At 65.9% G+C, this 14,106-nt stretch carries 16 protein-coding genes and 1 tRNA gene; 10 read left to right on the top strand and 7 right to left on the bottom strand.

Features of this window, described 5'->3' with window-relative positions; all coding sequences use genetic code 11:
* Positions 1-17: 17 nt before the first annotated feature.
* The gene (locus tag ACX3PH_RS13020; protein ID WP_459093112.1) at positions 18-308 is read left to right on the top strand and encodes a WXG100 family type VII secretion target; all 291 of its coding nucleotides are present in this window, start codon (positions 18-20) and stop codon (positions 306-308) included.
* 75 nt (positions 309-383) lie between these two features.
* Here the strand turns inward: ACX3PH_RS13020 and ACX3PH_RS13015 are convergent, their stop codons facing one another.
* On the bottom strand, positions 384-902 hold the full coding sequence (locus tag ACX3PH_RS13015; protein WP_459093111.1) for an Lrp/AsnC family transcriptional regulator: 519 nt from the start codon (positions 900-902) through the stop codon (positions 384-386).
* A 103-nt stretch (positions 903-1,005) separates the two neighbouring features.
* On the opposite strand from ACX3PH_RS13015, the gene ACX3PH_RS13010 reads away from it, so the two are divergent.
* Positions 1,006-2,202 carry a trans-sulfuration enzyme family protein gene (locus ACX3PH_RS13010; protein WP_459093110.1) on the top strand — a complete coding sequence of 399 codons (1,197 nt, stop codon included), beginning with the start codon at positions 1,006-1,008 and terminating at the stop codon, positions 2,200-2,202.
* Between the two features lie 424 nt (positions 2,203-2,626).
* Here ACX3PH_RS13010 and groL read toward each other — a convergent pair whose 3' ends face one another.
* From groL to ACX3PH_RS12990, 4 genes are all read right to left on the bottom strand, one after another.
* A complete protein-coding gene (gene groL, locus ACX3PH_RS13005; RefSeq protein WP_459093109.1) occupies positions 2,627-4,255 on the bottom strand; it encodes a chaperonin GroEL in 1,629 nt (542 codons plus the stop codon).
* Positions 4,256-4,467: 212 nt separating this feature from the next.
* Complete coding sequence (locus ACX3PH_RS13000; protein ID WP_459093108.1) at positions 4,468-4,674, bottom strand: cold-shock protein; 207 nt, start codon at positions 4,672-4,674, stop codon at positions 4,468-4,470.
* A 193-nt stretch (positions 4,675-4,867) separates the two neighbouring features.
* Positions 4,868-5,470 carry a LytR C-terminal domain-containing protein gene (locus tag ACX3PH_RS12995; RefSeq protein ID WP_459093107.1) on the bottom strand — a complete coding sequence of 201 codons (603 nt, stop codon included), beginning with the start codon at positions 5,468-5,470 and terminating at the stop codon, positions 4,868-4,870.
* Between the two features lie 70 nt (positions 5,471-5,540).
* Positions 5,541-5,801, bottom strand: a complete 261-nt coding sequence (locus ACX3PH_RS12990; protein WP_459093106.1) for a DUF3263 domain-containing protein — start codon at positions 5,799-5,801, stop codon at positions 5,541-5,543.
* Between the two features lie 115 nt (positions 5,802-5,916).
* On the opposite strand from ACX3PH_RS12990, the gene ACX3PH_RS12985 reads away from it, so the two are divergent.
* The gene (locus tag ACX3PH_RS12985) at positions 5,917-7,023 is read left to right on the top strand and encodes a heme/hemin ABC transporter substrate-binding protein (RefSeq protein ID WP_459093105.1); all 1,107 of its coding nucleotides are present in this window, start codon (positions 5,917-5,919) and stop codon (positions 7,021-7,023) included.
* Here the strand turns inward: ACX3PH_RS12985 and ACX3PH_RS12980 are convergent.
* On the bottom strand, positions 7,020-7,757 hold the full coding sequence (locus ACX3PH_RS12980) for an HtaA domain-containing protein (RefSeq protein ID WP_459093104.1): 738 nt from the start codon (positions 7,755-7,757) through the stop codon (positions 7,020-7,022). The two genes, ACX3PH_RS12985 and ACX3PH_RS12980, sit on opposite strands and share 4 nt — an antisense overlap.
* Positions 7,758-7,895: 138 nt before the next feature.
* Between ACX3PH_RS12980 and msrB the strand changes: the two genes are divergently transcribed.
* The 5 genes from msrB (at position 7,896) to ACX3PH_RS12955 (ending at position 10,348) form a co-directional block, all read left to right on the top strand.
* Entirely contained in the window at positions 7,896-8,300 is a 405-nt protein-coding gene (gene msrB / locus ACX3PH_RS12975; RefSeq protein ID WP_459093103.1) for a peptide-methionine (R)-S-oxide reductase MsrB, read from the top strand.
* A 14-nt stretch (positions 8,301-8,314) separates the two neighbouring features.
* On the top strand, positions 8,315-8,851 hold the full coding sequence (locus ACX3PH_RS12970; protein WP_459093102.1) for a nitroreductase family protein: 537 nt from the start codon (positions 8,315-8,317) through the stop codon (positions 8,849-8,851).
* Between the two features lie 43 nt (positions 8,852-8,894).
* Positions 8,895-8,971: transfer RNA gene (locus ACX3PH_RS12965), tRNA-Thr, on the top strand.
* A gap of 112 nt (positions 8,972-9,083) precedes the next feature.
* Entirely contained in the window at positions 9,084-9,995 is a 912-nt protein-coding gene (locus tag ACX3PH_RS12960; protein WP_459093101.1) for a hypothetical protein, read from the top strand.
* Entirely contained in the window at positions 9,995-10,348 is a 354-nt protein-coding gene (locus ACX3PH_RS12955; protein ID WP_459093100.1) for a GntR family transcriptional regulator, read from the top strand. The genes ACX3PH_RS12960 and ACX3PH_RS12955 overlap by 1 nt, the downstream gene beginning before the upstream one ends.
* An 18-nt stretch (positions 10,349-10,366) precedes the next feature.
* Here ACX3PH_RS12955 and ACX3PH_RS12950 read toward each other — a convergent pair whose 3' ends face one another.
* Complete coding sequence (locus ACX3PH_RS12950) at positions 10,367-11,308, bottom strand: DsbA family protein (RefSeq protein ID WP_459093099.1); 942 nt, start codon at positions 11,306-11,308, stop codon at positions 10,367-10,369.
* Between the two features lie 260 nt (positions 11,309-11,568).
* On the opposite strand from ACX3PH_RS12950, the gene ACX3PH_RS12945 reads away from it, so the two are divergent.
* The gene (locus ACX3PH_RS12945) at positions 11,569-12,663 is read left to right on the top strand and encodes an ABC transporter ATP-binding protein (RefSeq protein ID WP_459093098.1); all 1,095 of its coding nucleotides are present in this window, start codon (positions 11,569-11,571) and stop codon (positions 12,661-12,663) included.
* 93 nt (positions 12,664-12,756) lie between these two features.
* Complete coding sequence (locus tag ACX3PH_RS12940; protein ID WP_459093097.1) at positions 12,757-14,040, top strand: DUF4032 domain-containing protein; 1,284 nt, start codon at positions 12,757-12,759, stop codon at positions 14,038-14,040.
* Positions 14,041-14,106 lie beyond the last annotated feature (66 nt).

Raw genomic sequence — 14,106 nt, 5'->3', positions numbered from 1 at the left:
CATACACGGGAGCAGTCATGACGCGATACCAGGTCGACAGCGAGGCGGTGCTCGGCGCCACCGCCGCGGTGCGAGGCTCGATGAACCGCATCCAGGGAGAGTTCAGCGGGCTGTCCGCCCAATTGGTGAACTTGCAGGGCTCCTGGTCCGGGCAGGCGGCGACATCGTTCCAGTCGGTGTTCGAGGAGTGGAAGGCCACTCAGCAGCGCGTCGAAGAGAACCTGGCCTCGCTGAACCAGGCACTCACCCAGGCCGCCCAGCAGTATGCCGACATCGAGCAGAGCAACGCGCGGCTGTTCGCCCGCTAGCCATTCTGTGGGTTGAATAGTCCGTCTTCTGTGGGTTGAGTAGGCCCTCCAGGGCCGTATCGAAACCCGGACAGGCTAGCGCAGCAGCTCGGTCACTCCGTCCCCGGGAACATGGTCGAATACGAGGTTGGTCTCAGTGTGCGCAATGGCCGGATGCCCGGCCAGGTGTTCGAGCACGAAGTCGCGCAATTCGGCGGCATTGCGGGCGGCCACATGCAGCAGGAAGTCGTCCACGCCGGCCATGTGGAACAGTGCAAGAACTCCCGGCCAGTGCGGGGCCTCCTGGCGGAACCGGTCCACCTCCTCGCGAACGATGGACACCAACCGCACCGAGATCAGCGCCTGAACGGTGACGCCAAGCGTCGTGACATCGATGTCCGCCCGATACCCACGCAGGTATCCCGCCGAGTGCAGGCGTTTCAGCCGAAGCGACACGGTCGACTCCGCAACGCCGGCCGTCGCCGAGAGGGCAGCGCCCGAAACCCGGGCGTTGCTCGCCAGGGCGCGAAGCAGGGCCCGGTCGATCTCGTCGAGTTGTTCTGGCCCGGCCGCACCAGCGTCGTTGCGCCGTTCGATTTTCTTCGATTGAGTCAAGGGTTCCTCCGAGGATTCTGCACGATCTGCGATGAACGAGCCTGCCGTCCCATCATCTTCGGCAGAGCTTGCATTCCGCGACAGATTCTGTTTCTGTCAGACTATGCTGCCATCTGACTCACGACTGGAAACTCGCGCCGTACACGCCGGAATGGGCGGACTCAACGAAGCCGGTGTCCACGTCCCCCCGATCGACCTGTCCACCACCAACCCCCTGCCGAACGTCGAACTCGGCGGCGACTCCTACGAACAGCTTGCCACCGGTGGCCCGCTGCTCGACGGCCAGTCCGCCGTGTACCAGCGGCTGTGGCAGCCGGGCGTTGCCCGCTTCGAAGAGAGCCTCGCCGCCCTGGAGGGCGCCGAGACGGCCGTCGCCTACTCGACGGGTATGGCAGCGCTGTCCGCCTGCCTGCTCGCCGCGGCCAGCGCCGGCAAGCCCCACGTGGTGGCCCTTCGCCCGCTCTACGGCGGCACCGACCACGTTCTGGATGCCGGCCTGCTCGGCACCACGGTGACCTGGGCGGAGGCCGGCAGCGTCGCATCCGCGATTCGTGAGGACACCGGCCTGGTGATCATCGAGTCGCCGGCCAACCCCACCCTCGAACTGGTCGACATCGCGGCCATTGTGCGTGAGGCGGGCAGTGTTCCGGTGCTGGTGGACAACACCTTCGCGACGCCGGTGCTGCAGCGCCCGATCGAGCACGGTGCCACCCTGGTGCTGCACAGCGCCACCAAGTACCTGGGCGGTCACGGCGACGTCATGGGTGGCGTGATCGCCACCACCGAGGGGTGGGCGACTCGCCTGCGCCACATCCGCGCGCTGACCGGCGGCCTGTTGCACCCGTTCGCCGCCTACCTGCTGCACCGGGGGCTGCGCACGCTGCCGATCCGCGTGCGCGCTGCGCAGGAGACCGCCGGCGAACTGGCCACCAGGCTGCAGGGGCACCCCGCGCTTGCCCGGGTCATGTACCCGGCGCTGCCCGGCGGCGACCCCTTGGGGCTCATCGGCACTCAGGCGGATGGCGCCGGCTGCATCGTCTCGGTCGACCTGGCCGGTGGCTACGACTCGGCAGCCCGGTTCATCGAATCGCTGCGGCTCATCACCCACGCGGTCTCGCTCGGCGGTGTCGACTCGCTCGCCCAGCACCCGGCATCCCTCACCCACCGTCCGGTCGCCGCTGCGGCGAAGCCGGGGGGAGGCATCGTGCGGATCTCGATCGGTCTCGAGCACGTCGACGACCTCTGGGCGGACCTCGCCCAGGCGCTCGAAGCGGCGGATGCGAGCACCTCCGCCGCCTAACCCCAAACACGCAACAAGGGCGGCTCCGCGAGGAGCCGCCCTTGTTGTTGTTGTTAGTCAGACCCTGGAAGTTCCGCCGTCAACAGGTTGCTTTCGGCAGCACCCCGCTCAGCCGCGCCGCGCCACCGGCGTGCCGCAAATTCCATCCTGTTGACAGAGGGGCGGATGCCACGGAAGGGGCCTTGGCCCTACGGGATCGGGCCGGGCGGGTGTTGCATGGTCTCGGGTGGGCCGGGCTTCTATGGGCGGAGACCATGCAACACCCGCCCGGACGCCTCACACGACACCAAGCCGAGCACGCAAAAGGGGCGGCTCCCGAAGGAACCGCCCCTGTTTGTAGCTAGACCTAGGGTCTCGATACGATCGGCCGGAAGGGCCGATCACTCGACCTTGATGGCCTCAGACGCTGGCGCGTCTGCGGCTATCAAAAGTCCATTCCGCCTGACGGGTCACCCATCGGAGCCGGGTTCTTCTCCGGCTTCTCAGCGATGACAACCTCGGTGGTGAGGAACAGTCCGGCGATCGACGCGGCGTTGAGCAGCGCGGAACGCGTCACCTTCACCGGGTCGTTGATACCGGCAGCGAGCATGTCAACGTACTCACCAGTTGCGGCGTTGAGGCCGTGACCGGTCGGCAGGTTGCGCACCTTCTCGGCGACAACACCGGGCTCGAGGCCCGCGTTGGCGGCGATCTGCTTGAGCGGCGAGTCGATGGCGACGCGAACGATGTTCGCACCGGTCGCTTCGTCACCCTCGAGACCGGTCAGCGCAGCGCTGGCGAAAGCGACCTCGCCGGCCTGGATGAGTGCAACGCCACCACCGGCGACGATGCCCTCTTCGACGGCAGCCTTCGCGTTGCGGACGGCGTCCTCGATGCGGTGCTTGCGCTCCTTGAGCTCAACCTCGGTTGCCGCTCCGGCCTTGATGACTGCAACGCCACCGGCCAGCTTGGCCAGGCGCTCCTGCAGCTTCTCGCGGTCGTAGTCGGAGTCGGTGTTGGCGATCTCGGAACGGATCTGCGCGACGCGACCGGCGATGGCGTCGGACTCGCCGCCACCCTCAACGATCGTGGTCTCGTCCTTGGTGATGACGACCTTGCGTGCACGACCGAGCAGGTCGAGGGTGGCGTTCTCGAGCTTGAGTCCGACCTCCTCGGAGATGACCTGTCCACCGGTGAGGGTGGCGATGTCCTGCAGCTGCGCCTTGCGGCGGTCGCCGAAGCCCGGAGCCTTGACGGCAACCGACTTGAAGATGCCGCGGATCTTGTTCACGACCAGGGTCGCGAGGGCTTCGCCGTCGACATCCTCGGCAATGATGAGCAGCTGCTTGCCGCTCTGGATGACCTTGTCGACGATCGGCAGGAGGTCCTTGATCTGCGAGATCTTGCCGTTGACAATCAGGATGTACGCGTCTTCGAAGACGGCTTCCTGGCGCTCCGGGTCGGTCACGAAGTATGCCGACAGGTAACCCTTGTCGAAGCGCATACCTTCGGTCAGCTCCAGCTCGGTGCCGAACGTGTTCGACTCCTCGACGGTGACGACGCCTTCCTTGCCGACCTTGTCGATCGCCTCGGCGATCAGTGCGCCGATCTCCGGGTCGCCGGCCGAGATGGAGGCCGTGGCCGCGATCTCTTCCTTCGTCTCGATGGGCTTCGCCTGGTTGACGAGGGCTTCGGTGACGGATGCGACGGCCTTCTCGATTCCGCGCTTCAGGCTGATCGGGTCGGCGCCGGCTGCGACGTTGCGCAGGCCTTCGCGTACCAGTGCCTGGGCGAGGACGGTTGCGGTGGTCGTTCCGTCGCCGGCGACGTCATCCGTCTTCTTGGCGACTTCCTTGACCAGCTCTGCGCCGATCTTCTCGTAGGGGTCGTCGAGTTCGATTTCCTTGGCGATCGACACACCATCGTTTGTGATGGTGGGCGCGCCCCACTTCTTCTCGAGTACGACGTTGCGGCCGCGCGGGCCAAGCGTCACCTTGACTGCGTCTGCCAGGGTGTTCAGTCCACGCTCAAGGCCGCGACGGGCCTCTTCGTTGAAAGCAATGATCTTTGCCATGTGTGTTTCTCGTCCCTCCCGGACGTCGTGAAAGTTGCAACAGCTTTGGCACTCGCAATAAGAGAGTGCTAAATGATTCTGGCACTCTGACCCTGCGAGTGCAAGCTGCGGTCGACCGCGGGAGGAGCATCGGTCCGTTAACAACTGACGCCGCCCGGTGAACCGGGCGGCGCAGTCTGGGATTGTCTGCCAGTGGTGGCGACGAAGCTTCGCTACTCCGCCGGCCGAACCGACTCGGCTTGGGGTCCCTTGTTTCCGGTGCCAACTTCGAAGACGACCTTCTGGCCTTCTTCAAGAACCTTGTATCCACCCATCTCGATGGCGGAGTAGTGGACGAAAACGTCTTGCTCCCCTCCATCGACGGTGATGAAGCCGTAGCCCTTTTCAGCGTTGAACCATTTGACGGTTCCGTTCGCCATTGATAACTCCCTGCTGTGGTTCGAACGGCGAGCCGGATGGTGCATCCGGGTGCGCCGCAACGCGGGGGGTAATCCCGCGTTCCCAGATAGTAACGGGCATCCGCTCGCTTTGGGGAGGGGCAATCTGCCCTTCTTGGGCAAAAGTCATGAATTTTACGCGATTTTATGCGACATCGCCGGGATGGCGGCCGAATCAGCCCGCCGGAAGCACATAATCGCTGCCGATGAGTACCGCCAGCGGGGATGCCGGGTAGGTGTTGGCCAGCACCAGCTCCCCCACTCCCAGCGTCTCGAGCATGGCCCGGGCAGCGGCCTCATTGTCCGGGTTGTTGTAGATCACCTGGGTGATCTCCACATCGGAGGCGGATGCGCTGACGCGGGCGCCGACACCGAATGCCGCACCCTCCCAGCCCTGCGAGACGAGGTAGTCGCCGACCGTGTTGGACAGGCCGGGGGTTCCTGTTCCGTTGAGCACCGTGATGACGATCGCCGGGTCGAGCTTCGGCTCGACCGCTTCGGGACTGTCCGCTGGCGGGGCATCGCCCGGCTCTTCCTCGGCGGCGTTCATGAACGGGAGTCCGAACTGGAAGTCGCTGTTGATCTGGGAGAGCCCCCAGAGCCCACCGATCGAGAGAACGAGGATCGCCCCGACAACCCAGGCGAGGTTCGCCCAGCCCTGGCCCCAATGGGCTTTGGCGCGGTGCGCGCCCACCCGATGGAGGTCATCCGGTACCGCGTCGAACCGGTCACGGACGGGCCGTTGTGTGACGGGCCGTTGTGTGGTTGGGGCAGCCATGGCTCTCTTTCGGTGGCTCTGCGTTCTCAGACGACGTTCTTGATACGACCGTGTGGATACGACCGTGGGTCTAGCGTTCGGCGCCGGCCTGGGTTCGGCCCGCTCTCATGCGCCGCAAGCGGCTCACCAACAAGGGATCGTACCGAGCAGCGGCTGGGGAGTCGATGAGTGCGTTCAGCAATTGATAGTACCGGGCGGCCGAGATTCCGAGCTCCACTCGGATCGCCTGCTCCTTGGTGCCGGGGTTGCGCCACCCCCGGCTCTCGAATGCGAGCAGTCCCGCGTCGCCTTCGGAGAGCTCGGTGTGCTGCTGGCCTGTTGCTGCGTCCACTGCTTCCTCCGCTGCAATCCTAGGGTCGGTCGAGTGCCTCGCCGCGGAGGCTCTGGGCAGGTCGCACAACCCATCCGTACAGCTGATCAGCCAGGCTAGTTAGGATTACCTAAGTATGCCCGTCGCCTCCCTCCCCCGCATCGCCGTCTCGGCGCTGGTTCTGGCAACCCTCCTGGCCGGATGTGCCAGCGGGGTGCCGCAGCCGACCGTCGAGCCGCAGGCATCCGGCCCCCTGGTTCCACTGGCCGAACTGCACCTGCTGGATGACCCGAAGTCGTGGGTGGGCGAGACCACGGCCGTGCTGAGGGAGACCTCGATCACGCCGGTGACGGATGACCCTGCCCAGTCTTTGCCGGCCACGGTGACCTCGCGCGACCTCGCCGGTGACGTGGAGGTGACGGTCACCGACACGTCGCGCATCCTGGGCCTCGACCTGGCGGGCTCGATTTCGGCGACCATCGCCGGGCTGGGTTTCAGTGACAACCTGGTCGGGCGCGACTCGTCCTCCACCTTCCCCGGTGTTGTCGGCCTGCCGGTGGTGACGACCGGTGGGCACACCATCAACACCGAGTCGGTGATCGCCCTGCGCCCGACACTGATCATCACCGACGGCACGATCGGGCCGATCGACGTGATGCTGCAGCTGCGCGATGTCGGCATCCCGATCGTCTTCGTCGACGCCGGCACCGGGTTTGACGGCGTCTACGAGCTGACCGAGCAGGTCGCGCACGCGCTCGGCGCCGACGAGGCCGGCCGGCAACTCTCGGAGCGTCTCCGCACGGAGATCTCGGCCAAGGTCGCGGAGGTCGCGGCAATCGCACCGAGCGAACCGACCGACCGACTGCGGATGCTGTTCCTCTACCTTCGCGGGGACTCCGGCATCTACTACCTGTTCGGCGCGGAGTCCGGCGTCAACGACCTGATCGACGCGGTCGGCGGCGTCGACGTGGCGACCGAGATCGGCTGGACCGGCATGAAGCCGATGACCGACGAGGCGATCATCGCCGCTGCACCCGACCTGATTCTCGTGATGAGTTCCGGGCTTCAGAGCGCCGGCGGCGTGGACGGCCTGCTGCAGACAAAAGCCGCGATCGGGATCACCCCGGCCGGCCAGAACCGGCGCTTCGTCACGATGGCGGATGGCGAGATCCTGAGTTTCGGCCCCCGCACGGCCGACGTCATCGACGCGGTCGCCCGCGCCGTGTACGCGCCGACCGGTTAGCCCTCCGAGTAGCGACGGACCCGGTACCAGACGAGCGCCGCGACGAGCGCGGCAGCTGCTCCGAGCGCGAGCCCGCCGACCAGCCACCAGTTCGTCTCCGCGGGGGCCTCGCATTCGCCGTCGAACGTGAGCTCGATGGTGACCGGGTCGAACGGTTCACCGGCCTGGTAGGTGCCAAATGCCTCAGCGCCGGCATCCGTCAGCGTCGCCGGAACGTCTCTGATGGTCAGTCGATCATCCGTGCGCTCGACGAGTTCGCCCGCATCCAGCGCCAGGGTGACGAATTCGACCATTCGCGCATCGACCTCTGCGCCGTCCTGGGTGGTGCCGTTGACGTCGAAGTAGAGGGCGCCGCTGTCGTCCCGGAATTCGATGACCGGTTTCTCGATGGTGGTGTTCAGGATGCCTCCGTGCCCGGTGAAGGTTACGGCTCCGGGGAACTCGACGCTGCCGACCCCCGCGCTGCGGTCGAGCAGGCCGCTGCCGCCGCCGAACCGGAAGTCGGGGGTCTCGTATTCGGCCCCACCCGACACCGCCCACTGCCCGTTCGCGATGGCACCGCTGATGTAGGAGCGGAATGACTCCTTGAACCCCCAGGTGATGGTCGCGTCGTCGACGGCGCAGGATGCGGCGGTCGGCACAGGGGCGTCAGCGGCGGTTGCGGTGATGGTCGGGCCGAGGACGAGCGCGGGCGCGGCGAGCGCCACGAGCACCAAGCGCCAACCGGATCTCACAGGCACTCCAATGACAGGGGGAACTTAGGTAAACCTTACCGAAATCGGCACCCTCGCCGTTTGCTGACGCGATCGGGATCAGAACCTGTCAGGCAGGGGTTTTAGTATGGGCAGAGATGATCAGCGAAAGGCTGGACTATGACATACCAGATGAACAAGAGCGAACAAGAGTGGCGCGAGGAGCTCGGTACCGAGCGATACTCGGTACTGCGTGAGGCGGCGACCGAACGCCCCTGGACGGGCGAACTGCTCGACGAGAAGCGCTCCGGCGTCTTCACCTGTGCGGCCTGTAACGCCGAACTGTTCAAAAGCGGCACCAAATTCGATTCCGGATGCGGCTGGCCAAGCTTCTACGAGTCGGTGCGCCCAGAGGCGGTCCAGCTCCTGGAGGACAACACCTTGGGCATGACCCGCACGGAGGTGCGCTGCGCCAACTGCGGCTCGCACCTCGGCCACGTCTTCCCCGACGGTTTCGGCACCCCCACCGGCGACCGCTACTGCATGAATTCGCTGTCCCTGGACTTCAAGGCCGGGGAGAACTGATCGCTGACGCTCCCGTGCTGACGGCGGTGGCGCGCCGGCGCTCGGCGCCGAAGGTTGGCGCGGGCGCTCCGACGCACGACCAGCTGGTCCCGCTGGTCCGTGCCGCGGCGAATGTTGCCGACCATGGTGCGCTTCGGCCGTGGCGGCTCATCGAGTTGCGCGAAGGTGCCCGTGATCAGCTGGGGCGGGCAATGGCATCCGCCGCCGGTAAGCATGGAAAAGACGGCGACAAGCCTGCCGCGAAGCCGCTCCGGGCCGACCTGCTGATCGCCGTAGTGGCGTGCAGGAAACCCAGTCACAAGGTGGAGATCTGGGAGCAGGATGCCGCGGCATCCGGTGTCGCGCACATCCTCAGCCTGCTGCTCACCGAGGCCGGCTGGGGCGTCATGTGGCGAACCGGGCCGTTCACCCGTTCAGCGGCGGTGCGGGAAGTGCACCGCCTCGACGACAATGAGCAGCTGCTCGGCTGGCTGTACGTTGGCACCCCGAAAGAGGCCGGGCCTGAACGAAAGTCGAGCTTCGACGTGGAGCAGCACCTGACCCAGCTGTGATCGGATGTCCGCGAACTTCCCGTTAGCATAGGGAGGTCAATTCGCCTCCATAGCTCAGTTGGCCAGAGCACCGCTCTTGTAAAGCGGGGGTCGTCGGTTCGAATCCGACTGGGGGCTCCATCGGTTCATTCCTCTTTTCGCGGCGCGCCGTCCGCACTCCCCGGATGCTTGTAGCAGTCCAGTGATACATAGGTGTATCGTCTGGATGACACAAAGGTGAGGGGCTGTAGCGATGGGTTGGTATTACCTCATGGTGTGGGGGTCCGTTCTCGCGGGCGTCGCCCTCGCCTTGGTGTGGTGGCTGATCTCGGGACGAAAGACTCGCTTTCCGGGCGGCAGCGTGGCCGCATTCTCTCTGGCCGCCGGGCTCCTTCTCGTGCTCGGCGCGATCGCGCCGCGCACACTGGGTTTGCCTTTGCTGCCGCTGGAGCTACCACTCGAGTTCTGGCTCTGGTACACGGACTACCGGTTCATTTTCCCGCTGGTGCTCGCGGTTCTCGGCACGGTGCTCCTCGCCGTCCCGGTTCGAGCCCGAAAGGGGCGGGGTGTTGCAGAGTTGACGCCTCGAACGCCGCTGAGTTTCGCGCGCGGGTGGTGGTTCGTCGTCCCAGCCGTGGTTCTTGCGATCATCCTGGCGCTCACCATCGCAGCCGGCGCGGCCTCACAGCCCGACCCAGAGACCGGCCACTACACGATGTACGTCGTCGACCTCGGCGGCGAGCGAAGCATGGGCACCAGCATTTACGGGTGGTTCAGCTCCGTTCCGGCCCTGATTCTCACCGCGGTCATGATTATGGTCGCCGCCTTCACCCTGTTCCTCATCGCACGACCTCCGCTCGACCATCATCAGGAGCGGGACGTGCACATCCGAACCCTCCGCACCCGCAATGTTGTTGCGGTCGGGACAGGCGCGCTATTGGTGCACCTCGGGACCATCCTCGGTTCACTGGCGGGAACCGCCTCGCTTCGAGGCGCATTCTCCACTTCTGAGGGCAGCATGATGTCCTGGACTGCTTTCGCTGCGCTTGAGCCGACACTCCGGGTCGCATCCTATGTTGCTGCGTCCCTCGGAATCGCATTCTGGGTCGCCGTGGCCCTGTCGGCGATACCGAACCGGCGACGCGCCTCGACCTCGAGCACGTGATGATCATCTCGTTGTCAGGCTCCGCCGCACCGACCGAGCAGATTCGCGATCAGATCCGCGGACTGATCGCCTCCGGTCAGCTCGCAGCGGACGAACGGCTGCCGTCGGTTCGCCAGTTGGCGAATGACCTGGGCGTCGCGCCCGGCACCGTCGCCAAGGCGTACAAGGCGCTCGAGTCCGAGGGCTACCTCACCGCTCGAACCGGAGGCGGAACGCGGGTCAGCCGAAGCGCCGCCACCACACCGCGACCGGTGCTGGAAGCTGCTCGCAAACTCGCCGACACGAGCAGCCGCGCCGGCACTGACCTCGATGACGCCATCCGCATCCTGCGGGCGGTGTGGCCGGCAAAGTAGAGCGGCCTGAGAAGACCGCTATCCCGCAGGAACCGGCGTGGGGGTCGGCGTCGGCGTCTCCATGGTCGACTTCTCGGTGAAGGCGTTCCCGGCCGAGGTGCTGACGAAAGTCGCGAACGACTCAGCGTCGTCGAGGGGCCCGTTGTACTGCACACCGTTGACGATGACCGTCGGTGTGGCGGCAACCCGTTCGACCGTGCTGTTCGGAATCGGCCCGGCGATGGCGCGTGCGGTCGACGCGTTGACCCAGGTCTTGTAGTTCTGGTCGTTCACACACTTCTCGATGAGCTCGGTACTGATGACATCCGCCCTCTTGGCCAGCACGATGATCTGCTCGTTGGTGAGCCCCTCGGTGCCCTCCTCCGGCTGGTTGGCGAACATCAGTGAGTTGAAGTCGAAGAACGCGTCCGGGGAGTAGTTGGCGACACAGGCCGCAGCGTTGGCGGCACGCGTCGAGAACTTGGTGCCCAGCGAGTGGCGGTCGAAGAGTGCGATCGGGTGGAACTCGACGGTCGCCGCCCCGGTCTCGACCCAGGTGGCCAATTGCGCGTGGTTGGTCTCCTCGAAATCTCGGCACCCTGGGCACTGGTAATCGAGGTAGACGCGGATGTCGATGACCTCAGACCCCGCAGTGACCTCCGACGGTACCGGCGCATCACCGGGCTTCAGCCCAGGCGTCGTCTCGGCGACGAAGCCCTCACCGATCTTGATGCCGTCACTGAGCATGTTGACGGGACCGGTGCGCGCGGAAGGGATCTGCGACCAGATGGTCACGGCGACGACGGCGACCACCATGATGGCAGCGAGGATGATGCCACCCTGCAGCAAGCGCCGATTCCGGACATCCTTCTTGCGCTGCTCGATGCGGAGCTCGCGTGCCTTCTGGCGTGCAACGGCGCGTTTTCCGGCCCGCGATTCTGCTCCCGTGGGAGGCCGCGTGCTCGCGCCGTCGTTCGTCATCTACCCTCGCTTTTGCCTCAACTGGTGTCCGTCGGGATCAGCCGAGGCACGCATGCTACCCAACGATGCTAGTCAGCCAATCTGGGAGCCCACCAAACGGTTGCAGAAACAGCCTAGCCAGTGGAATCAGCAGTCGGTTACCCGCAAATGGGGCGCGATGACATAATGGCAGGGATGCCGCCCCGGGTTCGGGACGGCATTCCCATCCATTCACTACGGATCGTCCGGCACGTACCTGCCGGTGAAGGAGAACGTTCGTCATGGCATCAGTCACATTCAAGAAGGCCACCCGCCTCTACCCGGGTTCCACCGTTCCCGCCGTCAGCGATTTCGACCTTGACGTTGCAGACGGCGAATTCCTGGTGCTGGTCGGCCCGTCCGGTAGTGGAAAGTCAACGGCGCTGCGGATGCTCGCCGGCCTTGAAGAGGTCAACGACGGTCACATTTTCATCGGCGATCGCGACGTCACCGACGTTCCGCCGAAGGATCGTGACATTGCCATGGTGTTCCAGAACTATGCGCTCTACCCGCACATGACGGTGGCCGAGAACATGGGCTTCGCCCTGAAGATCGCCGGCGTCAACAAGGAGGAGCGCGCCACCCGCGTCCTCGAGGCCGCCAAGCTGCTCGACCTTGAGCCATACCTGGCGCGCAAGCCGAAGGCCCTCTCCGGTGGCCAGCGGCAGCGTGTTGCAATGGGCCGCGCGATCGTGCGCCAGCCGCAGGTGTTCCTCATGGACGAGCCGCTGTCGAACCTCGATGCCAAGCTGCGCGTGCAGACCCGCACGCAGATCGCATCCCTGCAGCGGCGCCTCGGTGTCACCACCGTCTACGTCACCCACGACCAGACTGAGGCGCTCACCATGGGCGACCGCATCGCCGTGCTGAAAGACGGCGTGCTGCAGCAGGTTGGCACCCCGCGCGACCTGTACGAGCAGCCGGTCAACCTGTTTGTCGCCGGATTCATCGGCTCGCCGGCCATGAACCTGTTCCCGGCAGATGTCGTGGACGGCGGCCTGAGGTTCGGTACCGCCACGGCCGCAGTCGGTCGTGATGTCCTGGGCCAGACCGCGTCGAAGAACGTCACCATCGGGGTTCGCCCGGAAGACGTCGAAGTGTCGACCACCGGCGAGGGCCTCGCAGTCGACGTCGACGTCATCGAAGAACTGGGTGCTGACGGCTACCTGTACGGGCACACCGACATCGACGGTTCGCGTGTCGACATCGTCGCCAGGGTGGACGGGCGCAACCACCCGAACGCCGGCGACAAGGTGTTCATCCTCCCGGAGCCGAACCACATCCACGTGTTCGACAGCGAGTCCGGCCTGCGCCTGAACGCGCCGGTCACCGTCTAACGCAATCGTCGCCGATCGAGCTTGCCGGGGCCTCCTCGTACTGCGAACGAGGTCTCGACAAGCTCGACCAGCGGAACCCGGGTTAGGCACACCATGAGCGGATCCCTCAGCATCATCTCGGCTACCGTCGACTCTGCGCTGCTCGACCTGCCCTGGCACCTGCCGCTTGAGGTGTGGCCGGATGAGACGATCGCGGCCCTGCCGAAGGGCATCTCGCGCCACCTGGTGAGGTTCGCGCACCTGAGCGGCTACGTGGTCGCCATCAAGGAGACCTCTCCGGAACTCGCCAAGGGCGAGTACGAGATGCTGCGCACCCTGCAGCGACTCGACATCCCCTGCGTTGAACCGGTCGCCGTGATCACCAACCGGGCGGATGCCGACGGCGAACCCCTCGACGCCTGCCTGGTCACCCGGCACCTCAAGTTCTCCCTCCCCTACCGGGCGCTGTACTCGCAGACGCTGCGACCGGAGACCGCGACCAGGCTGGTGCACGCGCTCGCCGTGCTGTTGGTGCGCGTGCACATCATTGGCTTCTTCTGGGGCGACGTCTCGCTCTCCAACACGCTCTTCCGGCGCGACGCCGGATCATTCGCGGCCTACCTGGTGGACGCTGAGACCGGCAAGCTCTACAACGGCCTCTCCAACGGGCAGCGTGAGAACGACCTGGAGATCGCCCGGGTGAATATCGCCGGCGAGCTGCTCGACCTGGCGGCCGGCGGCCGGCTCGACGAGAACGTGGACCCGGTGGAGGTCAGCAACGGCATCGTGGCGGCCTACCGCAGCCTGTGGCAGGAGCTGACCGGGGCGGAGTCCTTCGCCTCATCGGAGCGTTGGCGCATCACCGAACGTGTCGAACGCCTGCACGAGCTCGGTTTCGACATTGAAGAGCTGGCCATCAGGACGGATGAGACGGGCACCCAGGTGCGCATCCAGCCGAAGGTGGTGGATGCCGGGCATCACCAGCGCCGGCTGCTGCGCCTGACCGGGCTGGACGCGCAGGAGAACCAGGCACGGCGGCTGCTCAACGACCTGGACTCGTACACCGCCGCGTACGGCACCCGAGACATGGACGAGGAGATGGTCGCCCACGAGTGGCTGGCCACCGTGTTCGAACCGGTGGTGCGGGCGATCCCCCGTGACTTGCGGGGAAAGCTGGAGCCCGCCGAGGTGTTCCACCAGATGCTCGACCACCGCTGGTTCCTGTCCCAGAACGAGCGGAGGGACGTTCCGCTGGCTGAGGCGGTGACCTCCTACATCGACACTGTGCTGCGGCACCGCCGCGACGAGGCAACGGTGATCGCCCCGACGACGGGCGCGGTGACGCTGCCGATCGACGTCATCCGCGACGGCGAGCCCGACTGGCGCGACCGGGTCTAGACGCGCGCCGGCGGCTGGGTGTGGATGGGTTGCGGGGTGCCGAGTTTTGAGCAATTGGGGCGGACA

The organism is Homoserinimonas sp. A520, assembly GCF_054489245.1.
Note: the sequence above shows the minus strand (reverse complement) of the source record. Positions and strands in the feature narration are given on the sequence as shown.

Bases quoted from the DNA above. Each gene is read 5' to 3' on its own strand.
- ACX3PH_RS13020 (WP_459093112.1), top strand. From the start codon at position 18: ATGACGCGATACCAGGTCGACAGCGAGGCGGTGCTCGGCGCCACCGCC.
- ACX3PH_RS13010 (WP_459093110.1), top strand. From the start codon at position 1,006: ATGCTGCCATCTGACTCACGACTGGAAACTCGCGCCGTACACGCCGGA.
- groL (WP_459093109.1), bottom strand. From the start codon at position 4,255: ATGGCAAAGATCATTGCTTTCAACGAAGAGGCCCGTCGCGGCCTTGAG.
- ACX3PH_RS13000 (WP_459093108.1), bottom strand. From the start codon at position 4,674: ATGGCGAACGGAACCGTCAAATGGTTCAACGCTGAAAAGGGCTACGGC.
- ACX3PH_RS12995 (WP_459093107.1), bottom strand. From the start codon at position 5,470: ATGGCTGCCCCAACCACACAACGGCCCGTCACACAACGGCCCGTCCGT.
- ACX3PH_RS12985 (WP_459093105.1), top strand. From the start codon at position 5,917: ATGCCCGTCGCCTCCCTCCCCCGCATCGCCGTCTCGGCGCTGGTTCTG.
- msrB (WP_459093103.1), top strand. From the start codon at position 7,896: ATGACATACCAGATGAACAAGAGCGAACAAGAGTGGCGCGAGGAGCTC.
- ACX3PH_RS12960 (WP_459093101.1), top strand. From the start codon at position 9,084: ATGGGTTGGTATTACCTCATGGTGTGGGGGTCCGTTCTCGCGGGCGTC.
- ACX3PH_RS12955 (WP_459093100.1), top strand. From the start codon at position 9,995: ATGATCATCTCGTTGTCAGGCTCCGCCGCACCGACCGAGCAGATTCGC.
- ACX3PH_RS12950 (WP_459093099.1), bottom strand. From the start codon at position 11,308: ATGACGAACGACGGCGCGAGCACGCGGCCTCCCACGGGAGCAGAATCG.
- ACX3PH_RS12945 (WP_459093098.1), top strand. From the start codon at position 11,569: ATGGCATCAGTCACATTCAAGAAGGCCACCCGCCTCTACCCGGGTTCC.
- ACX3PH_RS12940 (WP_459093097.1), top strand. From the start codon at position 12,757: ATGAGCGGATCCCTCAGCATCATCTCGGCTACCGTCGACTCTGCGCTG.